The organism is Vibrio sp. R11-SG3-ISO3-SZ, assembly GCF_059834345.1.
This window is the reverse complement of sequence record NZ_JCBDGX010000031.1, coordinates 1-25,756: the sequence shown is the minus strand read 5'-3', so window position 1 is coordinate 25,756 and position 25,756 is coordinate 1. Positions and strand designations below refer to the sequence as shown.

At 50.5% G+C, this 25,756-nt stretch carries 26 protein-coding genes; 9 read left to right on the top strand and 17 right to left on the bottom strand.

The window, feature by feature from the left end; translation table 11 throughout:
* Positions 1 to 71: 71 nt before the first annotated feature.
* The 7 genes from AC6R1O_RS04350 to pspA all read right to left on the bottom strand — a co-directional run bounded on the left by AC6R1O_RS04350 (position 72) and on the right by pspA (position 7,533).
* Positions 72 to 644, bottom strand: coding sequence for a DNA-3-methyladenine glycosylase I (locus AC6R1O_RS04350; protein WP_500631608.1), 573 nt, complete (start codon positions 642 to 644; stop codon positions 72 to 74).
* 34 nt (positions 645 to 678) lie between these two features.
* Complete coding sequence (locus AC6R1O_RS04345; RefSeq protein WP_500632612.1) at positions 679 to 3,828, bottom strand: efflux RND transporter permease subunit; 3,150 nt, start codon at positions 3,826 to 3,828, stop codon at positions 679 to 681.
* Complete coding sequence (locus AC6R1O_RS04340; protein ID WP_500632613.1) at positions 3,815 to 4,909, bottom strand: efflux RND transporter periplasmic adaptor subunit; 1,095 nt, start codon at positions 4,907 to 4,909, stop codon at positions 3,815 to 3,817. Before AC6R1O_RS04340 ends, AC6R1O_RS04345 begins: the two co-directional genes overlap by 14 nt.
* Positions 4,909 to 5,940 (bottom strand): efflux RND transporter periplasmic adaptor subunit, encoded by a 1,032-nt coding sequence (locus AC6R1O_RS04335; protein WP_500632614.1) that lies wholly within the window; start codon positions 5,938 to 5,940, stop codon positions 4,909 to 4,911. Before AC6R1O_RS04335 ends, AC6R1O_RS04340 begins: the two co-directional genes overlap by 1 nt.
* A 212-nt stretch (positions 5,941 to 6,152) precedes the next feature.
* Positions 6,153 to 6,542, bottom strand: a complete 390-nt coding sequence (gene pspC, locus AC6R1O_RS04330) for an envelope stress response membrane protein PspC (protein ID WP_334550740.1) — start codon at positions 6,540 to 6,542, stop codon at positions 6,153 to 6,155.
* On the bottom strand, positions 6,535 to 6,768 hold the full coding sequence (pspB, locus tag AC6R1O_RS04325) for an envelope stress response membrane protein PspB (protein WP_334550742.1): 234 nt from the start codon (positions 6,766 to 6,768) through the stop codon (positions 6,535 to 6,537). Before pspB ends, pspC begins: the two co-directional genes overlap by 8 nt.
* Positions 6,769 to 6,858: 90 nt before the next feature.
* Positions 6,859 to 7,533, bottom strand: a complete 675-nt coding sequence (pspA, locus tag AC6R1O_RS04320) for a phage shock protein PspA (RefSeq protein WP_500631611.1) — start codon at positions 7,531 to 7,533, stop codon at positions 6,859 to 6,861.
* A 188-nt stretch (positions 7,534 to 7,721) separates the two neighbouring features.
* Between pspA and pspF the strand changes: the two genes are divergently transcribed.
* From pspF to AC6R1O_RS04285, 7 genes are all read left to right on the top strand, one after another.
* Positions 7,722 to 8,756: a phage shock protein operon transcriptional activator gene (pspF, locus tag AC6R1O_RS04315; protein WP_500632615.1), complete on the top strand. Its 1,035-nt coding sequence runs from the start codon at positions 7,722 to 7,724 to the stop codon at positions 8,754 to 8,756.
* A gap of 139 nt (positions 8,757 to 8,895) precedes the next feature.
* Positions 8,896 to 10,509: an ABC transporter substrate-binding protein gene (locus AC6R1O_RS04310; protein WP_334550748.1), complete on the top strand. Its 1,614-nt coding sequence runs from the start codon at positions 8,896 to 8,898 to the stop codon at positions 10,507 to 10,509.
* Positions 10,509 to 11,471, top strand: a complete 963-nt coding sequence (locus AC6R1O_RS04305) for an ABC transporter permease (RefSeq protein WP_500631613.1) — start codon at positions 10,509 to 10,511, stop codon at positions 11,469 to 11,471. Before AC6R1O_RS04310 ends, AC6R1O_RS04305 begins: the two co-directional genes overlap by 1 nt.
* Positions 11,458 to 12,345: a putrescine export ABC transporter permease SapC gene (gene sapC / locus AC6R1O_RS04300; RefSeq protein ID WP_500631614.1), complete on the top strand. Its 888-nt coding sequence runs from the start codon at positions 11,458 to 11,460 to the stop codon at positions 12,343 to 12,345. Before AC6R1O_RS04305 ends, sapC begins: the two co-directional genes overlap by 14 nt.
* Positions 12,345 to 13,343: a peptide ABC transporter ATP-binding protein gene (locus tag AC6R1O_RS04295; protein ID WP_334550754.1), complete on the top strand. Its 999-nt coding sequence runs from the start codon at positions 12,345 to 12,347 to the stop codon at positions 13,341 to 13,343. Before sapC ends, AC6R1O_RS04295 begins: the two co-directional genes overlap by 1 nt.
* Positions 13,340 to 14,125 (top strand): peptide ABC transporter ATP-binding protein, encoded by a 786-nt coding sequence (locus tag AC6R1O_RS04290; RefSeq protein WP_500632616.1) that lies wholly within the window; start codon positions 13,340 to 13,342, stop codon positions 14,123 to 14,125. Before AC6R1O_RS04295 ends, AC6R1O_RS04290 begins: the two co-directional genes overlap by 4 nt.
* Positions 14,126 to 14,153: 28 nt before the next feature.
* Positions 14,154 to 14,963 (top strand): DUF2927 domain-containing protein, encoded by an 810-nt coding sequence (locus AC6R1O_RS04285; protein ID WP_500656533.1) that lies wholly within the window; start codon positions 14,154 to 14,156, stop codon positions 14,961 to 14,963.
* 19 nt (positions 14,964 to 14,982) lie between these two features.
* Here the strand turns inward: AC6R1O_RS04285 and AC6R1O_RS04280 are convergent, their stop codons facing one another.
* Both AC6R1O_RS04280 and AC6R1O_RS04275 read right to left on the bottom strand, forming a co-directional pair.
* Entirely contained in the window at positions 14,983 to 15,357 is a 375-nt protein-coding gene (locus AC6R1O_RS04280; RefSeq protein WP_500631616.1) for a DUF2750 domain-containing protein, read from the bottom strand.
* A 73-nt stretch (positions 15,358 to 15,430) separates the two neighbouring features.
* The gene (locus AC6R1O_RS04275) at positions 15,431 to 16,336 is read right to left on the bottom strand and encodes a manganese-dependent inorganic pyrophosphatase (protein ID WP_500631617.1); all 906 of its coding nucleotides are present in this window, start codon (positions 16,334 to 16,336) and stop codon (positions 15,431 to 15,433) included.
* Positions 16,337 to 16,527: 191 nt separating this feature from the next.
* Between AC6R1O_RS04275 and AC6R1O_RS04270 the strand changes: the two genes are divergently transcribed.
* Both AC6R1O_RS04270 and AC6R1O_RS04265 read left to right on the top strand, forming a co-directional pair.
* A complete protein-coding gene (locus AC6R1O_RS04270) occupies positions 16,528 to 17,253 on the top strand; it encodes a transporter substrate-binding domain-containing protein (RefSeq protein ID WP_500632620.1) in 726 nt (241 codons plus the stop codon).
* A gap of 163 nt (positions 17,254 to 17,416) precedes the next feature.
* Positions 17,417 to 18,622, top strand: coding sequence for a putative manganese transporter (locus tag AC6R1O_RS04265; protein ID WP_500656532.1), 1,206 nt, complete (start codon positions 17,417 to 17,419; stop codon positions 18,620 to 18,622).
* Positions 18,623 to 18,710: 88 nt separating this feature from the next.
* On the opposite strand, the gene hisIE is transcribed toward AC6R1O_RS04265, so the two are convergent.
* From hisIE to hisG, 8 genes are all read right to left on the bottom strand, one after another.
* Positions 18,711 to 19,346: a bifunctional phosphoribosyl-AMP cyclohydrolase/phosphoribosyl-ATP diphosphatase HisIE gene (hisIE, locus tag AC6R1O_RS04260; protein WP_334550764.1), complete on the bottom strand. Its 636-nt coding sequence runs from the start codon at positions 19,344 to 19,346 to the stop codon at positions 18,711 to 18,713.
* Positions 19,343 to 20,116, bottom strand: coding sequence for an imidazole glycerol phosphate synthase subunit HisF (hisF, locus tag AC6R1O_RS04255; RefSeq protein ID WP_500631620.1), 774 nt, complete (start codon positions 20,114 to 20,116; stop codon positions 19,343 to 19,345). The genes hisIE and hisF overlap by 4 nt, the downstream gene beginning before the upstream one ends.
* On the bottom strand, positions 20,098 to 20,835 hold the full coding sequence (hisA, locus tag AC6R1O_RS04250) for a 1-(5-phosphoribosyl)-5-[(5-phosphoribosylamino)methylideneamino]imidazole-4-carboxamide isomerase (RefSeq protein WP_500656531.1): 738 nt from the start codon (positions 20,833 to 20,835) through the stop codon (positions 20,098 to 20,100). The genes hisF and hisA overlap by 19 nt, the downstream gene beginning before the upstream one ends.
* Positions 20,836 to 20,848: 13 nt before the next feature.
* Positions 20,849 to 21,463 carry an imidazole glycerol phosphate synthase subunit HisH gene (gene hisH, locus AC6R1O_RS04245; RefSeq protein ID WP_334550767.1) on the bottom strand — a complete coding sequence of 205 codons (615 nt, stop codon included), beginning with the start codon at positions 21,461 to 21,463 and terminating at the stop codon, positions 20,849 to 20,851.
* 11 nt (positions 21,464 to 21,474) lie between these two features.
* A complete protein-coding gene (hisB, locus tag AC6R1O_RS04240; protein ID WP_500631621.1) occupies positions 21,475 to 22,548 on the bottom strand; it encodes a bifunctional histidinol-phosphatase/imidazoleglycerol-phosphate dehydratase HisB in 1,074 nt (357 codons plus the stop codon).
* A gap of 59 nt (positions 22,549 to 22,607) precedes the next feature.
* Complete coding sequence (hisC, locus tag AC6R1O_RS04235) at positions 22,608 to 23,681, bottom strand: histidinol-phosphate transaminase (RefSeq protein ID WP_500631622.1); 1,074 nt, start codon at positions 23,679 to 23,681, stop codon at positions 22,608 to 22,610.
* Between the two features lie 3 nt (positions 23,682 to 23,684).
* Complete coding sequence (hisD, locus tag AC6R1O_RS04230) at positions 23,685 to 24,983, bottom strand: histidinol dehydrogenase (protein WP_500656530.1); 1,299 nt, start codon at positions 24,981 to 24,983, stop codon at positions 23,685 to 23,687.
* Positions 24,984 to 24,988: 5 nt separating this feature from the next.
* On the bottom strand, positions 24,989 to 25,756 hold a 768-nt coding region (hisG, locus tag AC6R1O_RS04225; RefSeq protein ID WP_500656529.1), incomplete at its 5' end, for an ATP phosphoribosyltransferase.

The window sequence follows — 25,756 nt, the reverse complement described above, 5'->3', positions numbered from 1 at the left end:
AGGGGCTTGATAGCCCCTTTGCTTATTTACGTTACTCCGTTCACTTTTGTACGTTACTGAGTTCACTTGGCTTATGCGTGTTGAATCGTGGTTTTCTCCCGGCAGAAACAGTCCAAATCATGATCGAAGACTACCCCAACCGCTTGCAGATACGCATAAAGCGTCGTACTTCCCAAGAACTTAAATCCACGCTTTTTCATCTCTTTAGACAGTTGATCAGACAATGGCGTGGTGGCCACAGGGAGACGCTCTTCACTGCGATTATCGACGGGCACCCCTTGGACGTATCCCCAAATAAATGCACTGAATGAGCCAAACTCCTTTTGCACCTCAAGAAAGCGCTGAGCGTTGTTAATTGCTGCTTCAATTTTCGGCCGGTGGCGGATAATGCTGGCGTCTTGCATCAGTTGCTCAACCTTTTTGGCATCAAACTGTGCGACCTTCTGCGGGTCAAAGCCTGCAAACGCACGGCGATAACCCTCGCGACGCTTTAAGATGGTGTACCAACTCAACCCTGCCTGCGCGGACTCGAGAATTAAAAATTCAAACAACACCTTATCATCATGGACAGGCACGCCCCATTCATTGTCATGATAAGCCACGTAATCTGGCTTTGATTCATCCACCCAACGGCACCGTTGCATGCGCTCTCCTTTTCTTGGTTGTTCTAACTGCGAGTTACTGAGTCGCCTCTTGCATACCCTGTGCTGAAGGGTCACTTGGCTCTCGACCATTCGGCACACATACTGAGTGGAATAGGCGATACAACACGGGTACCACAATCAACGTCAGCACGGTGGCAAACCCAAGACCAAACATAATGGTCACGGCCATCGGTTTAAAGAAGATGTCCGGTAGCAGCGGTATCATACCTAAAATGGTAGTAATCGCCGCCATACACACCGGACGTACACGACTCAGCGCCGCATCCACCACCGCGACGTAGGGATCTTTACCCAGTTTCATCTCTATCTCGATCTGATCCAGCAGCACAATGCCGTTTTTCAATACCATGCCAGACAGACTCAAAAAGCCGAGTAGCGCCATGAAACCAAACGGTGTATCCAGCAGCAATAGTCCACTGGTGACACCAATCAGGGCCAATGGCACGGTGCACCAGACGATGATCGGCTCTTTGATGGAGTTGAACAAGAACACGGTGATCAAGAACATGAACAAATAGCCCATCGGCATCGTAGTAAATAGCGATGCTTGCGCATCGGCGGAAGACTCATACTCCCCGCCCCATTCGAGCGAATACCCCGGCGGGAACTCGAGCGCTTCTATCTTGGTTTGTAAGCGACTTTGCAGAGTGGCCGCTGTTTCTTCGCCGAGCAAGTCTGGGTCAGCCATGACAGTCAACATACGTTTGCGGTTTTTACGCACAATAATCGGGTCTTCCCAGCGCATGTCATAACCTAGCGTGACTTGCTGCAGGGGAATAAATTCGCTCAGTGCAGGGCTCCATATCTTCATCCCTTCGATGTTGCGAATATCCACCCGCTCTTCCTCAGGCAGTCTTGCGACAATTGGCATCAAGGTCGTCCCATCTCGGTACACACCGATGGAGAGCCCAGAGAACGACATCGAAAGAAAATCGTCAACATCGGATTTTGTGATGCCGTAACGTCTCGCTTGGCTTTCGTTGAACTTGGGCTCTAAAACCTTAGTGCGCTCACGCCAGTCATGACGGATGTTGGTCGCGCCAGGATCGTCACGCATGATGCCCTGCACCTCTGCGGCGAGCGAACGCAGCACCGTTGGGTCGGAGCCAATCAGGCGCGCCTCAATTTTTGCGCCACCGCCCGGGCCGAGCTCAATCTTCTTCAGCTTGTAATTGACTTCCGGAAACTGCTGCTCAACGTGGGCACGAAATTTCACCATCAAGGCATCCAAAGATTCATAGCTGGTGACTCGCGTGGTGATCTCCCCATAAGCTGCGTAGCTTTTCTCCGGAGCATACGTGAGCATAAAGCGCTGCAAGCCTTTTCCGGCGGTCGTGGTGACATGCTCGACGCCATCTTGTTGAGTGATCCAACTCTCTAACGCTTTGAGCTTAGTGTTGGTCGCGCGAATGTCCGTCCCTTCTGGCAACCAAATATCCGCCTGAAACATGGGCGTGGTCGATGAGGGGAAAAACGCCTGCTTAACAAAGCCAAAGCCATACACACTGGCGGCCAACCCCACCACCAAGACGATGACCGTGAACCAAGCTTGGCGCATACACAACTGCAAAAAGCGTCGATAGACGACAAAGATAATCCCATTGTAGGGATCGGCATCCTCACTGCCCGCGGCGTTTTTTTGCCCTTTAAAGAAGATATCAGCAAAAAACGGCGTAATCGAAATCGCGGTAAACCAACTGAGCATTAACGAGATAAGCAACACGGTAAACAAGGTACCGCAATACTCACCGGTCGAGTCTTCAGACAGCCCAATAGGCGCAAACGCAGTAACCGCAATCACCGTCGCACCGAGCAGAGGCCACTTGGTTTGCGTGACGATATCCGTCGCGGCTTGCAGTCGGGTGCGCCCTTTTTGCGTGCCAATCAGTATCCCTTCCACCACCACAATCGCGTTGTCCACCAGCATACCAAGTGCGATAACCAGGGCACCAAGCGAGATGCGCTGCAAATCGATCGCAAAGTACTTCATAAAAATAAAAGTACCCAACACGGTCAGCAGTAATATAAGACCAATCAAGAGCCCGGAGCGTAAGCCCATGAAAAACAGTAGCACCACAATCACAATCGCGACCGCTTGGCCCAAGCTGACCACAAAGCCACTCACTGACTTGTCGACTTCCTTCGGCTGGCTGTAGATTTCTGCAATCTCGACGCCTACCGGCTGCTGATATTTCAACTCAGCCAAACGGCGATCAAAACGCTGCCCTACTTCGACCACATTCACCCCTTGCGCAAAAGAGACGCCGAGGTTGAGCGCCAAATGGCCGTTAAAGGTAATAATGTTGCTTGGGACTTCGATGTATCCGCGCGTAATCTCGGCGACGTCCCGCAGATAGATAAGTCCTTGTGCGCCCGATTCTGTCAAAATCAAGTCGCCCAACTGGTCGACATTTTGAAACTCACCCGTCGGCTGAATGCGAATGTATTCGCTGCCAATGCGCACCGCGCCGGCATCCGAGACCACATTTTGTGTCGAAAGCAAGTTAAACACCGTGCTCGGTGATAACCCGAGGCTACTGAGGCGCTTCATGGAAATTTCGATAAACACTTGCTCTTGTTGCTGACCACTCACCGAGACTTTGCTGACACCGTCTATCAGTTCAAGCTCTCGACGCAGATAGTCGACGTAATCAAGCAGCTCTTTGTAACTGTAACCATCTCCGGTGACGGCGAGCAAAATGCCATACACATCACCAAAGTCATCAATCACTTGTGGATCATTTACCCCAGGTGGCAGCGAGCCTTTGAGGTCGTTGACTTTGCGGCGCAACTCGTCCCAAATTTGCGGCAGATCATCCGGCCCGTAGTTGTTTTTCATGGTGACGGTGATTTGCGATAAACCTCGACTGGAAATGGAGTTCACTTCATCGACATAGGTCAGTTGCTGAATCGCCTTTTCTAGTGGGTAAGTCACCTCTTCTTCCACTTGCTGCGGTGTGGCACCGGGATAGGAAGTGACGACCATAGCATCTTTGATGGTAAAGGCAGGGTCTTCCAAACGGCCCAAACCAAAGAACGCCGCCGCTCCACCAATCAAAAAGATCAGTGAAATCATCCAACTGATGACTCGATTGCGAATAAAGTACGCGGCGATGCCTGTAATGTCGTCGTCTGCGCGTGGCGTTTGATTAGAGTTCGTCATGCTGCGCCTCCTTGGCGATGACTTCAACTCGCATTCCCTGTGTCAATTTCCCGAGCCCTGCGATTACGACTTGTTGACCCGCTTCCAGGCCTTCAAGGATCTGCACCGATGTTTTGGTCGCCTTGCCAGTCACCACGGCTTGCTTGCTAACCGTACCGTCATCGTCTAGACGCCAGATGAAGGTTTCGCTACGCGCCAGTGCGTCGCCATCGGCATTAAATATCGCTTCAATCGGTACTTGTACCCCTGCTGATAAATTCAAGCCTGCGTTTTCCCCACGTGAGGTCACTTCGACCGCCATGCCGTCCAAAATGTACTCCTCTTCTGGCATGGGCATTGATAAGGTCACGGTGAAAGTGCCCGTTGAGGGATCGGGCTCAGTGGTGAACGCCTTGATGGTTGCTGAATATTCGTTGCCACTAGGCACACGAACCACCGCATCGATTTTTTCCAGTTTGGCTTGCTCTGGTTGGCGGGCGTAGAGTCTGTCTGGCAATTGAATCACCACTTCGACGTTGTCTAAGCTGTGAATGTTCACCACTTGCTGACCCACTTGAATATTTTCGAACTGATCCACCGCCACACGTGAAATCACCCCATCGACGGGTGCCAATAATTGGGTAAACGAGAGCCGCAACTTAGCCAGTTGCAGTTCTGCGAGCGCAATTTGGCGGTTCGCGGCAATTTCATCAAACTGAGACTTCGCCAACAGCCCTTTATCCACCAAGGGTTTTGAGCGGCGATATTGACTGTCAACCACGGTGTATTTGGCACTGGCGTTGTCGACATCCAACTGGTAGTCGGTTGGGTCAAGCACGGCGATGACGTCACCTTTTGCGACTTTATCCCCTTCTTTGACATTCAATTGGCTAATTTCGCCAGCGACACGAAAACTAAGATGAGCTCGGTCAGCGGCATTGGCCACCGCAGGAAAAAAGAGGCTATCACCGCTGAACTCGCTGCCGACGCTCGCCACTTTAACTTTAGGCAAGCCAAAATCTAAGTAGTCCGCTTCTCTTTCACAGCCAAACAATACGCTGGTGCACAGCAAGGCGACCGATGTGGTCCATATTCTGTTCATCACAACCCCCGCTCTTTAATCCATTCACGCACTTTGATACCTGCAGTCATGCTGTTGACCCCAGAGGTGACTATTTGGTCGCCATCACTGAGCCCCGACACCACATAACGGCGCTCATCCAATGTGACTGGCGCTTTTTCCACTAGACCTTGGTCATCGACTCGCCATACATAAGTGACACCGTCTTGTTCAAGCAGTGCTGATTTCGGGATGGTTGTCGCTTCTCCGCTGCCCGCGGTGACACTGACAATGCCAGCCATGCCAGGCAAAATCCCGACATCCGTTGGGCGCTCCATAATCATGGTCACTTTGTACGATCCGGTTTTGGGGTCCGCTTCCGTATCTAACTCTTGAAAACTCAGCGAATATTGGTACTCAGGAAAGGCGTCAAAAGTCATGACGGCTTGGGATCGTGCCCCTCGCGCAAAATGATTGAGCAGGTAGTCTGGCAGTTGGAACACCACTTTCATTAATTGATTGGTTTGAATATTCATCACTGCTTGCTTAGCAGCGACATATTCAAAGTTTTCAGCGGGAATCAACGAGATGGTGCCATCATAAGGCGCAAGTAAGCGTGTGTAGCCCAGATTCGCGTTGGCTTGATCAAGCTGTGCTTTTGCCGAATTGTGGTTGGCTTGCGCTTGGTCAAAATCTTGCTCGGAAACGACTTTATCTTCACGCAGTTTTTTATAACGGCGATATTGCACGTCAGCCAGTGTGAACTGCGCGTTGGCTTGCTCGGCAAGTAAGGCATATTCATCGGGGTTGAGGGTGGCTAACACTTGACCACGCGTGACATTTTGCCCCTCGCGCACATCAATGGTTTGCAGCTGCCCAGGCACGCGAAATGCAAGAACGGCGCGATCTCCGGCTTCAGAGACTGCCGGGAATTGACGTTCAAATTGCGTGTTGCCAACCGAGACGGTAAATAATTTCGCCGGACGAGAGTCTGGCTCAGGGACAGGGGCAGGCTCTTTTCCGCAGCCACTAATCAGCGCGGCGCCCACCACGAGCGTTAAGGAAGTTCGCATAGTCACAGTTCCATTGTTCGCTATTCATCTATTTAATCCAACTATTAATAAAGGTAGATGATAGCGATGCACGCTTCCATAACAGGGATAATAAATTATTATGAAAATTAGGGATTTGGCCGAGTTTTAGACATCAGTCTCAGTGATGAACTTTCACGCTTTGATGATAAAGGCATGAAGTGGGCGCCCCATCACTGTTTGCCGCCGCCCCGTTAGAGCGAGCGAAACTCCCGCTCGACACTAAACGTATCTGAGGTGACGTAGGCTTCCATATCTCTGATTTTGCCTTCGAGCTGATCAAACTCTTGCTCAATATTATCGAGTAATGCGCTTGGCGCTTGACCCTTTTCCCAAGGCTTACTCTTGAGTTTATGTCCTTGCTCGCTCTCCATTTCCGCTTGATAACTGGCGGGCATTTTTTCCAACATAAAGCTGAGAGCAACATAGGCTAGCAGCACCAGAAACGAGCCGCCCAACAGCGCTGCAGAGATGACCAAAATACGTACTAGCCACACTTCTAGTGAGAAGTAGTTGGCCAGCCCAGCGCACACGCCCGACAACTTACCGTTGGCAGGATCTCGATACAGTTCACGTTTACTCATAGCGACGTCTCCAGTTTGGGGACTGCTCGTCAAGGATCCGCTCTAAGGTTTCTACTCGTTGCTGCATCGCATCGGCTTTGTTGGATAAGCTTTGCAGGCGCTGGTAATCCTCTTGAGATAAGCCACTGCTGGTTCTTTTTTTGCTGCGATAGTGCAAGAAAAGCCACAAGGGGGCGACAAAAATCAAAAAGACAATTAATGGCCCTGTAACCATAAACGATGACATACATGACTCCTTTTAGGCGGAGAAGCTGATCGCTTCTCCCTATTGTTGTGGGGCGAATGTTCTGCGGCGAAATGATTTTTCACAGAGGGATTAAGAGGATTTTTTCTCTTCCATCTGCTGCTTTAGTTGCGCGAGTTCTTTCTCAATTTCATCTTGAGCTTGCAACTCAGCAAATTCTTGGTCAAGTGATTTACTCTGGCCAGATTGCGCAAACACATCTGCTTCCGCTTCCAGTTCATCAATCTTACGTGAATATTGATCAAACTTCGCCATCGCTTCGTTGGTTCGGGCCGTGTGCAGATGTTTCTGAACATCACGACGATTGGAGGCGGCTTGGCTGCGAATCGCCAACGCCTGTTGCTTGGCGCGAGTCTCGGTAATTTTACTCTCTAGCTTACTGATTTCACCGGTCAGCTTCTCGATGGTTTCTTCCACTAAGGTTTGCTCTGTGTGAAGACCTTTGAGTACGTCTTGTAATTTCTGTTTCTCAATCAAGGCAGCACGGGCGAGATCCTCGCGCTGCTTAGTCAATGCTAAAGAGGCCTTCTGCTGCCAATCATGCACTTGCTCATCAATGGCTTCCACTTTGCGCGCCAGCTCTTTTTTGTCCGCTATCGCTTTGGCGGAGTTAGTGCGCACTTCGACAAGTGTATCCTCCATCTCTTGGATAATGAGGCGGATCATCTTCTCGGGATCCTCGGCTTTATCAAGCAGAGCACTGATGTTGGAGTTAACGATGTCGGCGAATCTTGAAAAAATACCCATGATGAGGCTCCTTAATGGTTGTCGCTACGAGTGTGAACAATACAAGTGTCGTGCCAATAAATAAGCGCATTTAAAACAATCACTTAGATTTTAGCTCTTGATTGAAAGACACGCATGTGATGAAAATAACCAACATAAGGTAAATTTTACCAACCGCCCATAGGGGCGATATTGAGTGAGCCGCGACTATGCAACAAAATCTGATTGGCGAGTCACCCGCGTTTCTTGCGGTGCTCGATAAAGTCTCCAAATTGGCTGCGATAGAGCGTCCGGTGTTAATTATCGGCGAGCGAGGAACGGGCAAAGAGCTGATCGCACAGCGCCTTCACTACCTGTCCAAGCGTTGGGACCAACCTTTAATTTCACTTAACTGCGCGGCGCTTAGCGAAGGCTTGATAGATTCCGAGCTATTTGGGCATGAGCAAGGAGCCTTTACCGGCTCCAAAGGGCGTCATCAAGGCCGATTTGAGCGTGCGGAAAATGGCACGCTGTTTCTAGACGAGCTGGCCACTGCCCCGCAAATGGTGCAAGAAAAGCTGCTGCGCGTCATCGAGTATGGTCACTATGAGCGAGTCGGAGGGCAAAAACCACTGACGGCCAATGTCAGGCTCATCTGCGCCACCAACGCCGATTTACCCACCATGGCGAAAGACGGGCATTTTCGCGCTGACTTGCTCGACAGGCTCGCCTTCGATGTCATTTACCTCCCACCGTTACGAGCGCGTCAACAAGACATCCTATTGCTTGCCCAATACTACGCCATCAAGATGTGCCGTGAATTAGGGCTTAGCTATTTTGCCGGCTTCACCGAACATTCGGAGGCAGCGTTGCTCGATTACGACTGGCCTGGCAACGTGCGCGAGCTGAAAAATGTCGTCGAACGTGCCGTGTACCTTCATGGCGAGCAAGAAACGCCGATTGATGAGTTGACCTTTAACCCTTTTAAGCCGCAGTGGAGTGAGCCTCTCGAATCCGCTTCTCATGACACTATAGAGAAGGCGTCCAATGCTGAAGGTGCGCCTGTGTTTACTTTTCCGATGGATTACAAACGCTGGCAGGAAGAGCAAGACATCGCTCTGCTTAACCAAGTGCTGGCAGAAAGCAAATACAACCAGCGAAAAGCCGCACAATTGCTCGGTCTTAGCTATCATCAGCTCAGGGGAATGGTGAGAAAGTATCAATTAAATACGCCAAACCTTGAGTCTTCCGCAGACGATGAGTAAATCGGCTCTTGATAACCCAACACTTGGGTTATCAAGAGGTTTAATGATAAATTACCCTTATCTTTTATGGTAAATCACTCAGATATTGAGGCATAATGTCCAATCGCTTTGTGCTTTATCTCAGGCAATCGCTCTTTCTATGAAAGCATTACTACAGTTAACATTCGGTCTCGTTGGCCTCGGTTTGCTTAGCGGCTGCGGAGACGACATCGACCACAGCAAAATCCGCCAAAGTGGCTTCGTCTATTGTGGCCAAGGTGGCCCCGGGACCTTTAACCCGCAACTGGTCGACAGCGGCATCACGTCTGAAGCGCTCAGCCCTCAGATTTTCGATACCTTACTGGTCCTCGATCCAGATACATACGAACCCATACCCAGTCTCGCCACCGCATGGCAGGTCGATGCAAGCGGCACGGAGTACACGTTTACGCTTCGTCCCAACATCCAATTTCAAATCACACCGTGGTTTACGCCCTCTCGAGCACTGAATGCACAAGACGTGGTGTTTAGTTTTAAGCGTATCATTGACCCACAACATCCGTTTCATCACGTCGGGGGCGGTATTTACCCTTGGTTTAACAGCATCGACTTCCCCAATTTAATTGAAGATGTCGTGGCTACCTCAGATGACCAAGTCCGCTTTATTCTCTCTCGTCCGGATAACACGTTTTTATCCAACATCGCCACCAGCTACCCGGTGATTCTCTCCAAAGAGTACGCGAGTGAACTGGAGATAAAAGATGAAAAAGCGCGCTTAGATTCTCACCCCGTCGGCACCGGACCCTTTTATTTGGCAGAGTACCAAGTCAACGACCTGATTCGCCTTAAACGCCATACACGTTACTGGAAACAGCCCGCCTTGATGGAGCAAGTTGTGTTTGACATCTCCCATCGCGGTACTGGCACACTGGCTAAACTGCTGCGTAACGAATGTGATGTACTGAGCTCGCCTCTGTCGAGTCAACTGCCCATCATTCGCGAGCAAGATAACATTGAGCTGATTTCCAAGCCCGCAATGAACATCTCCTTTATTGCTGTCAATACCGCCCACCCTGCGCTCAAAGATGCGCGCGTGCGCAAGGCACTCAACTTTGCCATTAACCGACAAAACATTTTAGATTCTGTCTACTATGGTACGGGTAGCCAAGCCTATTCGGTTCTGCCGCCTAGCTCTTGGGCGTACCAAAAAGACGCCAACCAAATTCGTTACGATCGCAACTATGCTTTGGCACTGCTGCGAGAATCTGGATTCAGCGAAGGTTTGGAGCTCAGTATGTCGGTACCTCTTGAGCCTCGCGCATTCAACCCAAGCCCGCGCAAAACCGCGGAGTTGATTCAAGCGAACTTGGCAGACATTGGCATCACCTTAAACCTCATTACTGATGAGCGCTTCGAGCGAACCAACCTCACGAGCAACATCGATCTCTACCTCACCGGTTGGATCGCCAGTACGGGTGATCCGGACAACATTCTGCGTCCACTCTTGTCGTGTGATTCCGATCGCGTTGGACTGAATGTCTCCAGTTGGTGTAACCCAGATTTCGACTTTTTGCTCGATTTGGCGCTGGAAGTGGATCGTCCTCGCTATCGCCTCAACCTCTATAGGCAAGCGCAGAATATTTTGAACGAAGAATTTCCCGTGATCCCACTCAATCACGGCGTACAGTTGCAAGCGCATGATCGCTCGATTCGTGGTTTTCGCATGAGCCCATTCAATGCACAACCTTTTGATAAAGTGGAGAGGGTGAACTGATGCTGCTGTATACCCTAAGAAGACTGAACCTCTTCATCATCACCTTGCTTATCTTGACCATGGTGGGCTTTAGCTTACTTCGTTTAGAGCCCGACTCCGCCTGGAGCCAAATGAGCTACTGGTCAGGATGGACGACTTACGTCGGAGAGTTGATGCACTTAAACTTTGGCGTTAATAAGCAAGGCGTGGCGATTATTGACGAGCTGGGAGTGGTCTTCCCTGCCACCATTGAGCTGTGCTTTATCGCGTTTGTCATCTCCCTGATGATTGGTATTCCGATTGGCACGTTAGCGGGCATGCGCCAAGGTAAGTGGATTGATACGGCGATCTCCTTTACCTCGATGTCGGGCTATTCTGCGCCGATATTCTGGATTGCACTATTAATGATCATGGCGTTCTCACTGCACTTTGAGTTATTTCCCGTTGGCGGCCGCTACGATCTTCTGTATCAAATTGAACACGTGACCGGCTTTGCCTTAGTTGACGCGTTTTTTGCCAAAGGTGCGTACCGAGCGCACGCGCTGCAAAGTGTTATCGAACACCTGATCTTGCCCTGCTTGGTGCTGGCACTCGCTCCGACCACACAAGTTATTGGCTTGATGCGCGCCTCGGTTGCGGAAGTGATGGGGCAAAACTACATTCGCGCAGCGCGGATTAAAGGCCTCTCAAATCACGAGATCGTAACTCAACACGTGCTGCGTAATGCCATCCCACCCATCATCCCCAAAATCGGTATTCAGTTATCAAGCATGTTGACCTTGGCCATCATTACCGAGTCTATTTTTAACTGGCCGGGGATTGGTCGCTGGCTACTGGATGCTTTATCAAACCGTGACTACGTCTCTATTCAAGCGGGTGTCATCGTAGTGGCAACACTGGTACTCACCGCCAATATTGTCTCGGATCTGTTGGGTGCTATGGTTAATCCGCTGGTAAGGAAGGAGTGGTATGCTAAGCGATAACATCTATCAAGAAGAGTTGATACCCACTCAGTTTGAGCGTTTTTGGCGCAGCTACAAAGCCAATAGCTTGGCGATGTTTGGTTTGTGGTGTTTGATTCTGCTAATCGTCATCACGCTACTCTCTCCGTGGATCACACCCCATGACCCGCAAGCACAAACCGGTGAATTGCTGATCCCCCCTTCTTGGGATCCGACCGGCACCGTCGAATACTTCCTTGGCACCGACGATTTAGGCCGAGACATTCTCTCGCGCTTAATCGAAGGTTCACAGCTGACGTTCGGCGCCGCCATCATCATCACACTCATCGCGGCCCTCATAGGTTGCTCAATCGGTATTTTGGCCGGAATGACCAAAGGCCTGCTCTCCAGTACGCTCAACCACTTGCTTGATACTGTGATGTCGATCCCTTCCCTGCTGTTGGCGATCATTTTCGTCGCCTTTCTGGGCTTTGGCGAATTCAATATCTTACTGGCGATCGGTCTAGCGCTTATTCCGCGTTTCGTGCGCTCTTTGTATATCGCGGTGCACGCAGAAGTGGAAAAAGACTACATCATGGCCGCAAGACTCGATGGTGCCAATGATTTCTACCTGCTGTGGAACTCCATTCTGCCCAATATCTTAGTGGTGATCGCAGCCGAAATGACCTACGCGTTGTCATTGGCCATCTTGGACATCACCGCACTGGGCTTTCTAGGCCTTGGCGCTCAAACGCCAAGTACCGAATGGGGCGCGCTACTCGGTGACTCCGTCGAGCTCATCTATTTAGCGCCTTGGACAGTGACGTTGCCGGGCCTTGCCATTATGTTCACAGTCATCGTGATCAACCTCGTTGGCGAAGGGGTTCGCCAAGCATTAAATGCGGGGATTGAATAATGCCGCTGTTAGATATCCGTCATCTCACGATCGAGATTGAAACGCCACAAGGGCTGATGAAAGCGGTCGATCGAATGAGCCTGACTCTCAACGAAGGCGAGATTCGCGGGCTTGTGGGCGAATCTGGCTCAGGTAAAAGTCTGGTGGCGAAAGCCATCGTTGGTGTGTGCAAAGAGAACTGGAAAATCACCGCCGACCGCATGCGCTTAGGCAATATAGACCTATTGCAACTCACGCCGAAAGAGCGTCGCCGCGTTATTGCGCGCGATGTGGCGATGATTTTCCAAGAGCCCTCCACCTGTTTGGATCCATCGGAAGAAGTGGGCAAACAGCTGATTGAATCGATTCCAGCCAGCGCCTTTGAAGGCCGCTGGTACGAGCGCTTTAGTTGGCGTAAGAAGCAAGCCATTGGCCTACTGCACAAAGTGGGCATTAAAGATCACAACCGTCTGATGAACAGCTACCCTTATGAGCTGACGGATGGGGAGTGCCAAAAGGTGATGATCGCGATGGCGATCGCGGCCAAACCCAAGCTGTTAATTGCAGACGAACCCACCAATGACCTCGATCCGATCACGCAATCGCAAATCCTGCGTTTGCTCAGTCGAATGAATCAGATCAACAACACTTCAATCTTGCTGATTGGTCATGATCTCACCACCATCACCCAGTGGGCCGATCGCATCACCGTGATGTACTGTGGTCAATCAGTGGAGTCGGCAGATACCGAGCAGTTGCTTGAAAAGCCAAAACACCCCTACACCGTGGCGCTATTGAAAGCGATGCCCGATTTTAGTGAGTGGATTCCTCACAAAGAAAAACTGCAATCCTTGCCCGGCACCATTCCACCGTTGCAACATTTGCCAATTGGCTGTCGCCTTGGACCCCGCTGCCCATACGCGCAGCGTCAGTGTGTTGAGATCCCCATGACCAGACGGATTAAAAACCACAAATTTGCCTGTCACTTTCCACTCAATACGGAGAGAAAAAAAGCATGAGTGCGCTACTTGAAGTCGACCAACTGTCGAAACAGTTTGTCACGCGTTATGGCTTGTTTCGAAAGAAAATCCAACAGGCTGTCAAGCCCGTGAGCTTTAGCTTAGAAGCAGGGCAAACTGTGGGGTTTATCGGCCAAAATGGCTCTGGTAAGTCCACGTTAGCGCGCATGTTGGCCGGTGTGGTTGAACCCAGCTCTGGCGAAATCCGAGTGAATGGCGAAGCGCTGCGCCATGAAGATTACTCGACGCGTTGTAAGCTCATTCGCATGATTTTCCAAGATCCGAACACCTCGCTCAATCCAAGAATTCAGATTGGCCGTATCCTTGAGGGGCCATTGAAGCGAAACACCAACATGCCACCCGAAGCACGCATTAAGCGCGTGAAAGAGACCCTACTTCGAGTGGGATTGTTGCCCGAGCATGCGTACTTCTACCCGCAAATGTTGGCAACAGGTCAAAAGCAGCGCGTCTGTCTCGCGCGAGCGTTAATTTTGCAGCCTTCTGTCATCATCGCCGACGAAGCGCTCAATGGTCTTGATATGGCGATGCGCTCACAGATCATTAACCTGTTTCTAGAACTGCAAGAAGAGATGGGCGTATCGTTTGTCTATGTGTCGCAGCATATTGGCACCGTCAAACACATCACTGACAAAGTGATGGTGATGCACGAGGGAGAAGTGGTCGAGGCGGGTGATACCCACAAGGTGCTGACTGACCCACAACACCCGATCACTCAGCGCATGGTTGAAAGCCACTTTAACAAAGCGCTCTGCTTTCGCTAAATCGCCATTTCAATCAGGGATGTCAGCAATGGAACAGCGAATCTATCTATTCAAACGGGGCAAAGCGATTCTACTTAGCCCCTTGCTGCTCTTTGCTCACCTCACCTTCGCCTACCCTAGCCAGACGACCTGGCTTGACCCAAACTTTGTTGAACGCGCTTTTCTCGATGTTGCACTAAAAAACGAATACCGCCCTGGTGACAAGCCACTGACAAAATGGCAGGCACCGATTCGTATTTGGATCGATCACCGCGTGGCTGATCACGTGCTTCATGATGAGCTGACCAATGCACATCTGCGCGACTTATCCGCGATGACTGGCCATGACATTCGGCGCGTTTCACGCCGAGATGACGCCAACGTGGTGTGGATATTCACCCGTCAAAGTCAGTGGCAAGACGAGATCGCCGAGGAAATAGGCCTTTTTGCTCTTGAGCACATCAAGGGGGCCATCTGCAAAGCGAGCTTTAGTTATACGAACAGCAGCGTTATCGACAAAGGGGTCGTCATTATCCCGGTGGATCAAGCGCGCAGTCACGGCAAGCTGCTGGCATGCATCGTCGAAGAGATCACCCAAGTGCTTGGTCTGCCCAATGACGCAGAAAGCGCCTACCCTTCGATTTTTAATGACGAAACGCCTGAAGATCTGCTCTCGCCTCTCGACGTCATTTTATTAAAACTGCTCTACGAACCTGAGCTGCGCCCCGGTATGAGCCGAGAGCAGGCCGCGCCAGTGGTGCGTAGACTGCTGCAACGCTATCAGCAACAAGGCATCTTACGCGATGCTGCCAAGCAGGCAAAAAACAACCAGCTATTTAAGCTGGTTGGTGGTTATTAATCACGTTGAACGGGCACGGTTAGCCGCGTTTTTTCAGCTCAAATTCAAACTCGTCTGGAAACAGCACGACGCCCTCTTCATTGCTGTCAGGAAAGACAACGACAGAGAGCTCATCTTGCTCAAGCCCGACGGTCCAACGGCTGAACCATTTTGCCGTGGAAATGGATTGCGGCTCGCATTTAGACCACTCACCAGTCGCCCACTCACGCGCAAACTCTTCAGAGGGCCACACAGGCACGCAATCATCATCTTCGGTGTTGAGCATCACGCAGCCATGCTCATCGGTTAAGATCCACACTTTGCGCTCTTTTGCGATCGTATTTAAACAGTAATTAAAACGCTCATCCGGACGCATCTTGTTAATGCTTGTCTTTTGCTCTTCACTGAGTGACATGTTACCCCCTTAAACAAAGAAAAAAGCGCTCACAGGCGACCCTGTAAGCGCTTGAAAATGATCACTGTTTGGATTACGCCAACTCAGTTTGTAGCCAAGGCCAGCCTTGCTTCTTACGGCTCAGCGTGTTTTCCATCATCAGCATGCCATCTTTCTCATGCTTAACCAGCTTCTGCGCCCACTCACCTTTATAGAGTAGACGAGTTTGCGCTGTGGTGATGTCTGTCAGCATCACAGCTGCAAACGCAAGACCTTCTTCATCGCAGCGACGCTCAAGATCCGCTTCCAGCGCGTCAATCATGCCATCAACTTGCTCTAGCGTTGCAAGCTCAACCTGACCCACCACGACATCACGACCGTTGAATGGGTAACCTTTAAGATCTTTCTCAACCAATTCCGCTGCCGACAGACCTTCGATGTTCGTCTTAGCAATCAGAAGGTCTTTGATGAAGGCATCAATGTCTGCCACATCTGCGATCTTCGCTAGCTCTTCAACCGCGTCTTTGTCTTTTTGCGTACACGTTGGCGAAGCAAAGCCCACGGTGTCAGACAAGATGGCCGACATCATCAACTTGGCAATCTTAGGCGTGATTGTGTGGCCTTCGATTTTAAACATATTGAATAGAACCGTGTTGGTGCAGCCTACTGGCCAGATCCACGCTTCCATCGGGTTGATGGTCATCACATCACCTAGACGGTGGTGATCGACGATACCTAGGATTTCTGCGTCTGCCACATCATCAGGTGCCTGTGCGAGATCTGAATAGTCAACCAACCAGATTTTCTCACCGGCCACAGACGTACGAAGCTCTGGCGTCTCTGCACCAGCAACGTCAAGGATGTGTTGAGTTTCACGGTTGATTTCACCTTGGCGGATAGGCATGGCTTGCTCGCCACGTGCCTTCAGCAGTTCAGTTGCCACCAAAGCACTACAAATACTATCACTATCAGGGTTCTTGTGACCTACGACTAGAATCATCTTATTTCCTATACGACTATTACGAGCCCGATCTGGGCGATTACTCACGAAGCCCGATACTTTACCTGATTTTGAGAATTTGTCATCGCCTAACGGTGCCAAAAGCGCCAATTAACCCCTATCGGGTGTTTTGGCTGTCGGGCAAAAGGTGTCTACACTCAAAGGACAATAATCATAAATGAGTCAATGCCATGCGTTTTTGTTTTTATGCTCTGCCGCTGCTTCTCCTTAGCACAGCGCTTTGGGCCAGCCCTCCCGTGATACGCGCCACTCAAGCGCAGTGGCCTCCCTATGTGTTTGAACGGGTCAACTCCGGGCTAGCGATAGAGATTGTTCAAGAAGCGTTTGCCACGCAGGGCTATGACATCGATTTGGAAATTTTGCCTTGGCTGCGCTCACTTAAAGAAGTGCGAAACAGTAAAAAAGATATGTTGGTGTCGCTTTGGTGGTCAGACGATCGTACCCAAGAGCTAGAATTTAGCGTGCCCTATTTGATGGTCCACCTAAAGTTTATTGTGCTAAAAGAAAACGCCTTTGAGTACCGAGACTTCACCTCATTAGAAGGCATGACGGTCGGCATTATTGAAGATTATGGCTATGGAGAGCGCTTTAATGAATCCACCTACTTTACTCGGGTAGTCGCGAGCGATCTCGCCACCAATCTTCGAAAACTGCGCGCAAAACGCGTTGACGCCATCATCGCCGATGAGCGAGCCGCCATTCATACCATGAAGGAAATCGGTTTAGACTCAGACCACTTTTACTTTGTCGATAAAAGCTTGATGATAAAACCCGTGCATCTCGCCATCGCCAAAGATCATCCCGAAAAAAACACCCTAATGGTCCGTTTTATGATAGGGCTGCACCAGCTAAAACAGAGCGGACGCTATGATGAACTCGTAATGAAGTACCGATAGCCTTCGTGCTCTTGTCAACCATCAGCGTTTACCACTTTTAAATCAAGGGGTTTAAGTCGGCTCGTTTTAACCATTGAATCGATAGGTGAAATCGATTTAAATGCATTTGCAAATCATTATCATTTTCATATAATCAAAGAAATGCTTTACGATGGTTTGCACTATGAATCACTTCGATGCCCAAACTGCCACGCTTGACTCGCTGCAATTTAGACCCGCTTACAAACGCTTGCTGCTACCAGTAGGGCTATTGGCGCTGTTATTAAACGACTCAACACGCGCGCTCACGGTTTCGACCCTCTCTGATGCCTTCTGGGCCGTGTCTTGTTACGTGGCAATGACACTCGCTCTCTACCACTCGATTGCGAAGATCACTCGTTCGGACAACCGAATCGTGGCGTTGTATCAGCACTCGCGCCACTACCAAGTGATTTTTGCCGCTCTGCTCGGCGCTCTGCCAGGTTGTGGTGGCGCGATTGTCGTCACCACCCAATTTGTTAGCGGGCGAGTCGGATTTGGCGCCATCGTCGCTGTGCTGACCGCCACCATGGGTGATGCGGCCTTTCTGCTCCTCGCCAGCCAGCCAAATGTGGGATTGGGTGTGATTGCACTGGGTGTTGTCGTGGGTATTGTCAGTGGCTTGGTGGTTAACGCAATTCACAAAGACGACTTTTTGCGTCCCGCACTTAAGCAAGCCCTAACGTTACAGACGCTGCAACACGCAGCCAATAAAGAGACGAGTAAAGCGATTGAAATTCAAGCCATCAATCTGCAAGGGACATTCTGGAAGTGGCTGCTGATCCCCACCGCTCTTGTCGCCATACTCGGTTCCTTTCAAGTTGATGTGAATCAGTGGTTAAACGTGCCTGACATGACCATGGAGTGGCTTGGGACGGGTTTGATTGTCATGAGCATGCTACTATGGTCTCTGACTCGTGAGATCAAAGACTATGAGTCAACGGTAGCGGAAGATTGCAAAATCGTCTCGTCACACCCGATTCAAAAAGCCGCGCAAGATACCAACTTTGTGACTGCCTGGGTGATTGTCGCCTTCCTCGCCTTTGAGCTCATCCAACAGGCTGCGCATATCGATATCACTAATAGTGTGGCTCAACTTGGGGTTTGGATGCCTCTAATGGGGGTTGCTGTGGGTCTGCTTCCCGGGTGCGGGCCGCAAATTTTGGTGACCAGTTTGTATATCTCTGGTGCGGCGCCCCTATCAGCACAATTGGCGAATGCCATCTCTAACGACGGCGATGCCTTGTTCCCGGCGATTGCACTGGCGCCAAAAGCCGCCTTAGTCGCGACCGTCTATTCAGCCTTACCGGCGTTACTGGTCGGTTACGGCTACTTCTTTTTGTTCGAATAGACGCTCAAAAAAAACGCCCTCGGTATCGCCGAGAGCGTTTTTCTGTCAGCAAGCGATGTCATGCACCACTCATTCATCAATAATCATGTTACTTATGACGCTCTTTAAGCTTATTGATTACATCGTTCATAGATAGACCTTGGTCTTGAAGCAGCACCATCAAGTGGTAGATCAGATCTGCCGACTCACACACTAGCTCCGCCTTGTCGCCCGACGTCGCCGCAAGCGCGACTTCAACGCCCTCTTCGCCCACTTTCTGCGAAATACGTTTGGTGCCACGGGCATAAAGGCTGGCAGTATAGGAAGAGTCTGGGTCGGCACTCTTGCGGGCAGCCAATAGCTGCTCAAGTTGATGAAGCCACACCATTTGCGACTCTTCTTGCTTGTCAGCGTCCCAGCACGTCGTGGTACCTGTGTGGCACGTCGGTCCGATAGGCTCCACTTTGACCAACAAGGTATCGTTGTCACAATCAAGCGCCATGTTTTTCAGTTGAAGCACATTCCCTGAGGTCTCACCTTTCGTCCACAGACGTGATTTCGTACGTGAAAAGAAGGTCACTTGTCCTGTCTGCGCGGTTTTCTCTAGCGCATCTTGATTCATGTAGCCCATCATCAGCACTTGGCTCGATTGGAAATCTTGGACAATCGCAGGCACTAAGCCATCCACTTTGTCCCAGTCGATACGCTCAGCAAGTGCGCTCACTTGCCCGCTAGCAAAACTCATACTCGTACCTCTACGCCTTGTTGTTTCAGGTAGTGTTTTAATTCACCGATATTGATGATTTGCTTATGGAAAACCGAAGCCGCTAATGCACCATCGACGTTAGCTTGATGGTAAGCGTCTGCAAAGTGGACCATTTCACCGGCTCCGCCAGAAGCAATCAGCGGTACCTTGCACACTTCACGCACCATGTTGAGCTGTTCGATGTCGTAGCCGTTGCGCACGCCATCTTGATTCATCATGTTAAGGACAATCTCACCGGCGCCTCGTTTTTGAACTTCTTGTACCCAGTCGCGTGTTTCCCACAGTGTCGCTTTGGTACGTTGTTCGTCACCAGTGAACTGGTACACCTGGTATTTGCCTGTCTCTTTATCGTAATAAGAGTCAATGCCTACCACGATGCACTGTACACCAAATTTATCCGCAAGATCGGTAATCAGCTGTGGATTGGCTAAGGCCGGCGAATTAATCGACACCTTATCAGCACCGAACTCGAGAATGCGCGCCGCATCTTCAGCCGATTTGATACCACCAGCCACACAAAAAGGAATGTCAATGACCTCAGCAACGCGGGCTACCCAGCTCTTGTCGACCACGCGGCCATCACTGGATGCGGTAATATCGTAAAACACTAGTTCGTCCGCACCTTCTTCAGCGTAACGCTGCGCAAGGGGCACGATGTCACCGATAATTTCATGGTTGCGAAATTGAACCCCTTTCACCACCTGACCATCTCGAACGTCGAGACAAGGAATTATTCGCTTTGCCAACATGCAAACGCCTCCTCTGCAGTAAATTTGCCATCGAGTAACGCACGACCAACAATCACGCCAGACACACCGCTACCTTTGAGCGCCTCGACGTCAGCCAGCGACCCAATGCCCCCTGACGATTGAAATTGCACTTGCGGGTACTGCTTGCAAAGGTCGACGTAAAGCTCAACGTTAGAGCCCGTCAACGTACCATCACGTGAGATGTCCGTGCATAGAACATGCTGTAATCCGACAGTTAGATAATCGTCAATTAAGGCTTCAATCGTCACGCCTGAATCTTCTTGCCAGCCGGAGATCGCCACCTTGCGTACACCTTGATCATCGATATTGATGTCGAGCGCTAAGACAATTCTCTCCGCACCGTATTTTTCCATCCAACCTTTGACCAGTTCTGGTTGCTTCACCGCTGTGGAACCAACCACGACGCGCTCGGCGCCGGCTTCAAGTAAATCCACAACGTCTTGCTCACTGCGCACGCCGCCGCCAATTTGAATTTTTGCAGGGGTACTGGCTAACAGTTTGGCAATCAGGTCTAACTGACGCGCACTGGTATCTTTAGCACCAGTCAAATCCACCAGGTGCAGCCAGTTGGCGCCAGCTTGGTGATACAGATTAAACTGCTCAGCTGGATCCACTTTGTATTCGGTCACTTGGCCGTAATCGCCCTGATAAAGACGAACGACCTGACCTTCTATTAAATCGAGTGCTGGAATAATCACGAAGGTTATGTCCCTATAATGCTAAAAAGTTTTCAATCAGTTTTGAGCCGGCTTTCGATGAGCGCTCTGGGTGAAATTGCACCCCGTAGTAATTGCCACTTTGCACCGCAGCGGTAAAGGGTTGGCCATACTCACACTGAGCGATGGTGTAGTCGCCGACAGGCATCGCAAAGCTATGGACGAAATAGAAATACTCGCCCTCTTCAATCCCCTTAAACAGTGGGTGATCTGGGGTGGCCGATACCGTATTCCACCCCATGTGCGGGAGCGGAAGATCACCCGTCTCCATCAAGCGCACTTCGCCGTCACAAAGACCGAGACACTCAACCGCATTTTCGCCTTGCGTGCCTTTCTCTTGGGAGAGTTTGCCAAGCAGTTGCATACCTAAACAGATACCAAGCAGTGGCTTTTCGACCCGTTTCACCAAATCAATCAAATCACGCTCAGCAAGGTTTTTCATTGCTTCGCTTGCCGTGCCAACACCGGGTAAGAACAGCTTATCCGCAGCGAGCACCACATCAGGATCTTTTGAAATCGTCACGGATTGACCTAGGCGCTCAATAGCGAACTTGACCGATGAGACGTTGGCACAGCCAGTATCGATGATAACGACGTTTTGCTTTGTCATAGTCTCTCTCCTTACAACACGCCTTTACTGCTCGGCAGTTCATTGCCTTCCACTTTAATAGCTTGACGCAGAGTGCGACCAAACGACTTAAACAAGCTTTCGATGATATGGTGATCATTATCGCCGGCTGAAGAGAGGTGCAAGGTACACGCCAATGTATCGGTCAATGAGCGGAAGAAGTGCACCACCATTTCAGTGGATAAATCGCCGACCTGATCGCGGCTAAACTTGGCATCAAACTTCAAGTAAGGTCGACCAGAGAGATCCAACGCGCACTGCGCCAGACACTCATCCATCGGCAAGCTGAAACCAAAGCGGCCAATCCCACGTTTATCGCCCAACGCTTCTTTTAGTGCTTGGCCCAACGCCAGTGCAGTGTCCTCAATGGTGTGGTGATCGTCGATGTGCAGATCGCCTTCCACCTGACATACCATTTGGAAGCCGCCGTGCGTCGCAATTTGGTCTAGCATGTGGTCAAAAAAGCCAAGACCAGTGCTGATGGCGTTGCCACCTTGCTCATCGAGATTAACCTTCACTTTGATGTCGGTTTCTTTGGTGGTTCTCACCACTTCAGCAACGCGAGCATTCACGGTGAGCTCTTTTAAGATTTTCGGCCACCCCATGGTTTCTGGGTGGTATTGGATGCCGCGAATCGCCATGTTTTCCGCCAGTTGAAGGTCGGTCGCGCGATCGCCAATGACCACAGAGTGCTTGAAATCCACTTTGCCGCCTTGAAGGTACTCTTTGACCATACCCAATTTCGGTTTACGGCACGAACAGTTGTCCTCTTCAAAATGAGGACAAATCAATACATCATCAAACTTCACACCCTGAGAGGAGAAGATTTCCATCATCATGTCGTGCGGCGCATCGAAATCCGCTTGCGGATAGCTGTCTGTGCCTAGGCCATCTTGGTTTGTGACCATCACCAAGCGATACCCTGCGTCTTGCAGCGCAAGCAAACTTGGGATGACATACGGCTCTAGCTTGAGTTTGTCTAAACGATCGACTTGAAAATCAACCGGCGGCTCGACGATTAAGGTGCCGTCTCGGTCAATGAAAAGAATTTTTTGTTGTGTGCTCACTCGAACTTCCTTATCTCAATCTTAAAGGCGCCCGCCACAGCCAGCGCCCATTTGTTTCTTTACTGCGTGTCATCACGCGCTGTAGTAGTTGCGGATAAATAGTAGTTACGGATAAAACCGAGAGTCTTCTCGCACTCATCTCGACTACCAATACTGATGCGAACGCAATCCTCAATCGGCGAATTGCGCAAAATAATGCCAGTGTCCCACGCCGCTTTAAACAGTGCATCACCATCGGGGAATTTCACCAACAGATAGTTGCCCCACCCCTCGAACACCGTTAAACCAGCAATGGTCGACAGGCCCGCTTGCAAATACGCGCGATTGGCATTGAGGTCCAGAACTTGGAACTTGGCTCTAGCAAGCCCTGCCTCTGAGAGAGCTTGGGTGGCAATTTCCGCCACTGGCACAGGCACTGGGTATGGCGCGATCACTTTCAGCAAGACGTTGATCAACGCCTCATTCGCCAAGGTAAAGCCGCAGCGCAGACCGGCAAGGGCAAACGCTTTGGACAAAGTGCGCAAAATAGCCAAATTGGGGTACTGAGCCAGTAAATCGACCGTCGATGCTTCTGGACAAAAATCGATGTAAGCTTCATCCATCACAACAATAGCGCGGTCTTGGGTCATCTCAAGCAGTCGGACGATGTCTTCACGCTTAACCAAATTACCGGTTGGATTGTTAGGGCTGCAAACAAAGACCAGTTTTACCTTGTCTAAGTTGGCTTCAATGGCGCTGAGATCCAGTTGCCAATCTTGAGTCAACGGCACCACTTTTTTCTCCACACCAATGGTTTCCGCTGAAATAGCGTACATTCCGTAGGTAGGTGGACAATATAAAATGGCGTCTTCGCCCGGCTCACAAAATGCGCGAATCAGAAGCTCAATACCCTCATCCGCACCGCGCGAGGTCAGCGTTTGTTCAGGTTTCACCCCCGCGTAAGCGGCGTAAGCGTTAATCAACTCAGTAGGTTGGCACTCACTGTAGCGATTCAGGCGGGCGAAATCCATCTTATACTCATTGTTGAACGGCGACTCGTTGGCATTGAGCCACACATCGCCACTGCCGCCAATACGACGTGCTGACAGGTAAGGGGTCAATTGCTGAACTTGTTTGCGTGCTAGCTTTTCCATCTCTTACCCTTGCTTCTGAGCCAATTTTTCTACACGAATGGTAACGGCGCGTTTGTGCGCATCCAGTCCTTCTGCTTCCGCCATGGTCACGACGGTCGGCGCAAGATTTTTAATCCCTTCCTCTGAGAGCTCTTGCACCGTCATACGCTTGGAGAAATCCGCCAATCCTAGACTTGAATAGGTGCGAGTGTAACCATAGGTAGGCAGAACGTGGTTGGTGCCCGACGCATAGTCGCCCGCTGACTCAGGAGACCAATCACCAAGGAAAATCGATCCAGCGTTATCAAGAAGAGGAAGCAGTTCACGTGGGTTCTTGGTCTGTACGATCAAGTGCTCTGGGCCATAGTAGTTCGAAATAGAAACCGCCTGAGTGATGGAATCAGAAATGATGATCAAACTCGACGCCAGTGCTTTTTCTGCAATAGAAGCGCGAGAGAGTACTTTAAGTTGACGCTGAACAGCATCCGTCACTTGATCGGCAATCACTGGCGATGGCGTGACCAACACCACTTGTGAGTCTGGGCCGTGCTCAGCTTGGCTCAAGAGATCCGCAGCAATGAAATCTGGGTCGGCGGTCTCATCAGCGATCACTAACACCTCAGAAGGGCCCGCTGGCATGTCGATCGCGGCACCGCGAAAATCGTTGCTCACTTGGCGCTTAGCTTCTGTGACGTACGCATTACCAGGGCCGAAAATCTTGTCCACTTTCGCCACGGTTTCTGTTCCGTAAGCCATCGCAGCAATCGCTTGACCACCACCAACATTGTAAACTTCATCGATACCACACAGCTTCGCCACGTAGAGGATTTCATCTGCGATCGGTGGTGGTGAGCAGAGTACCACTTTACGACAACCCGCAATCTTAGCCGGTACGCCGAGCATTAATACGGTCGATGGCAGTGGCGCACTGCCACCTGGAATGTAAAGACCGACTTTCTGAATCGCTCGAGTCACTTGTTCACACACAACACCAGGTTGCGTTTCAACTTTAATAGGCTGTGGCTTTTGGGCTTTGTGAAACTTAGCGATATTGGCGTACGCTTGCTCAAGCGCTTGCTTCATGGTTTCGCTTAAGCGCTCTGACGCCGCCTCAATCTCTTGAGTTGAGACTCGAGTCGACTCTGGTTTGACGCGATCATACTTTTCCGTCAACGCCAATAGAGCAGCATCGCCTTGCGTTTTTACTTGTGCGATAACCTCAGACACCGCAGCGGTAATATTCGCCCCTTCGGTAATGGCAGGGCGCTCTAAAATGGAGTCTTGTTGAGATTCACTCAATGATTGCCAAACAACTGTTCTCATCGCCCTTACTCCATCATTTTCTCAATTGGCAGTACTAGGATTGAGCTAGCACCAAGCTCTTTGAGTTGTTCCATGGTTTCCCAGAACAAGTTTTCGGTACTCACAAGGTGAACGGCCACTTTTTGTTTATCAGCAGAGAGCGGCAAAACGGTTGGATCTTCTGCGCCAGGAAGGAGCGATTTGATCTGCTCAAGTTTGTCTGCTGGGGCGTGCAGCATGATGTATTTCGACTCTTTCGCTTGCTGAACGCCTTGCATACGAGTCAATAGCTTATCAATCAGTTTGGTTTTATCTTGTGCGAACTCACCTTTGCGCTGAATAAGGGTCGCTTTTGATTGGAAGATGACTTCCGCTTCTTTTAAGCCGTTCGCTTCTAAAGTAGCGCCGGTAGACACTAGGTCGGCGATGGCATCAGCAAGGCCAGCACGTGGCGCGACTTCAACAGAACCGGTCAGCATACAGGTTGAGAACGGTACGCCTTGCTCATCCATGTAGGCTTTTAACAATTGTGGGTAGGTGGTAGCGATACGCTTACCGGCCAAATCTTGCGGGCCGTTGTACTCTTCATCCTTATCGATCGCAATAGAGAGGCGGCAGCCACCAAAATCGAGACGGCGCAATGTCACAAACTCACTAGGCTCACCCAATGCTTTGCGGTCTAGGCGGACTTCTTCCAATTCGTTTTCGCCAATGAAACCAAGATCAACCACACCGTCCATGATCAAACCTGGGATATCGTCGTCACGCACAAGCAGCAAATCGATTGGCATGTT

Bases quoted from the DNA above. Each gene is read 5' to 3' on its own strand.
- AC6R1O_RS04350 (WP_500631608.1), bottom strand. From the start codon at position 644: ATGCAACGGTGCCGTTGGGTGGATGAATCAAAGCCAGATTACGTGGCT.
- AC6R1O_RS04345 (WP_500632612.1), bottom strand. From the start codon at position 3,828: ATGACGAACTCTAATCAAACGCCACGCGCAGACGACGACATTACAGGC.
- AC6R1O_RS04340 (WP_500632613.1), bottom strand. From the start codon at position 4,909: ATGAACAGAATATGGACCACATCGGTCGCCTTGCTGTGCACCAGCGTA.
- AC6R1O_RS04335 (WP_500632614.1), bottom strand. From the start codon at position 5,940: ATGCGAACTTCCTTAACGCTCGTGGTGGGCGCCGCGCTGATTAGTGGC.
- pspC (WP_334550740.1), bottom strand. From the start codon at position 6,542: ATGAGTAAACGTGAACTGTATCGAGATCCTGCCAACGGTAAGTTGTCG.
- pspB (WP_334550742.1), bottom strand. From the start codon at position 6,768: ATGTCATCGTTTATGGTTACAGGGCCATTAATTGTCTTTTTGATTTTT.
- pspA (WP_500631611.1), bottom strand. From the start codon at position 7,533: ATGGGTATTTTTTCAAGATTCGCCGACATCGTTAACTCCAACATCAGT.
- pspF (WP_500632615.1), top strand. From the start codon at position 7,722: ATGCAACAAAATCTGATTGGCGAGTCACCCGCGTTTCTTGCGGTGCTC.
- AC6R1O_RS04310 (WP_334550748.1), top strand. From the start codon at position 8,896: ATGAAAGCATTACTACAGTTAACATTCGGTCTCGTTGGCCTCGGTTTG.
- AC6R1O_RS04305 (WP_500631613.1), top strand. From the start codon at position 10,509: ATGCTGCTGTATACCCTAAGAAGACTGAACCTCTTCATCATCACCTTG.
- sapC (WP_500631614.1), top strand. From the start codon at position 11,458: ATGCTAAGCGATAACATCTATCAAGAAGAGTTGATACCCACTCAGTTT.
- AC6R1O_RS04295 (WP_334550754.1), top strand. From the start codon at position 12,345: ATGCCGCTGTTAGATATCCGTCATCTCACGATCGAGATTGAAACGCCA.
- AC6R1O_RS04290 (WP_500632616.1), top strand. From the start codon at position 13,340: ATGAGTGCGCTACTTGAAGTCGACCAACTGTCGAAACAGTTTGTCACG.
- AC6R1O_RS04285 (WP_500656533.1), top strand. From the start codon at position 14,154: ATGGAACAGCGAATCTATCTATTCAAACGGGGCAAAGCGATTCTACTT.
- AC6R1O_RS04280 (WP_500631616.1), bottom strand. From the start codon at position 15,357: ATGTCACTCAGTGAAGAGCAAAAGACAAGCATTAACAAGATGCGTCCG.
- AC6R1O_RS04275 (WP_500631617.1), bottom strand. From the start codon at position 16,336: ATGATTCTAGTCGTAGGTCACAAGAACCCTGATAGTGATAGTATTTGT.
- AC6R1O_RS04270 (WP_500632620.1), top strand. From the start codon at position 16,528: ATGCGTTTTTGTTTTTATGCTCTGCCGCTGCTTCTCCTTAGCACAGCG.
- AC6R1O_RS04265 (WP_500656532.1), top strand. From the start codon at position 17,417: ATGAATCACTTCGATGCCCAAACTGCCACGCTTGACTCGCTGCAATTT.
- hisIE (WP_334550764.1), bottom strand. From the start codon at position 19,346: ATGAGTTTTGCTAGCGGGCAAGTGAGCGCACTTGCTGAGCGTATCGAC.
- hisF (WP_500631620.1), bottom strand. From the start codon at position 20,116: ATGTTGGCAAAGCGAATAATTCCTTGTCTCGACGTTCGAGATGGTCAG.
- hisH (WP_334550767.1), bottom strand. From the start codon at position 21,463: ATGACAAAGCAAAACGTCGTTATCATCGATACTGGCTGTGCCAACGTC.
- hisC (WP_500631622.1), bottom strand. From the start codon at position 23,681: ATGGAAAAGCTAGCACGCAAACAAGTTCAGCAATTGACCCCTTACCTG.
- hisD (WP_500656530.1), bottom strand. From the start codon at position 24,983: ATGAGAACAGTTGTTTGGCAATCATTGAGTGAATCTCAACAAGACTCC.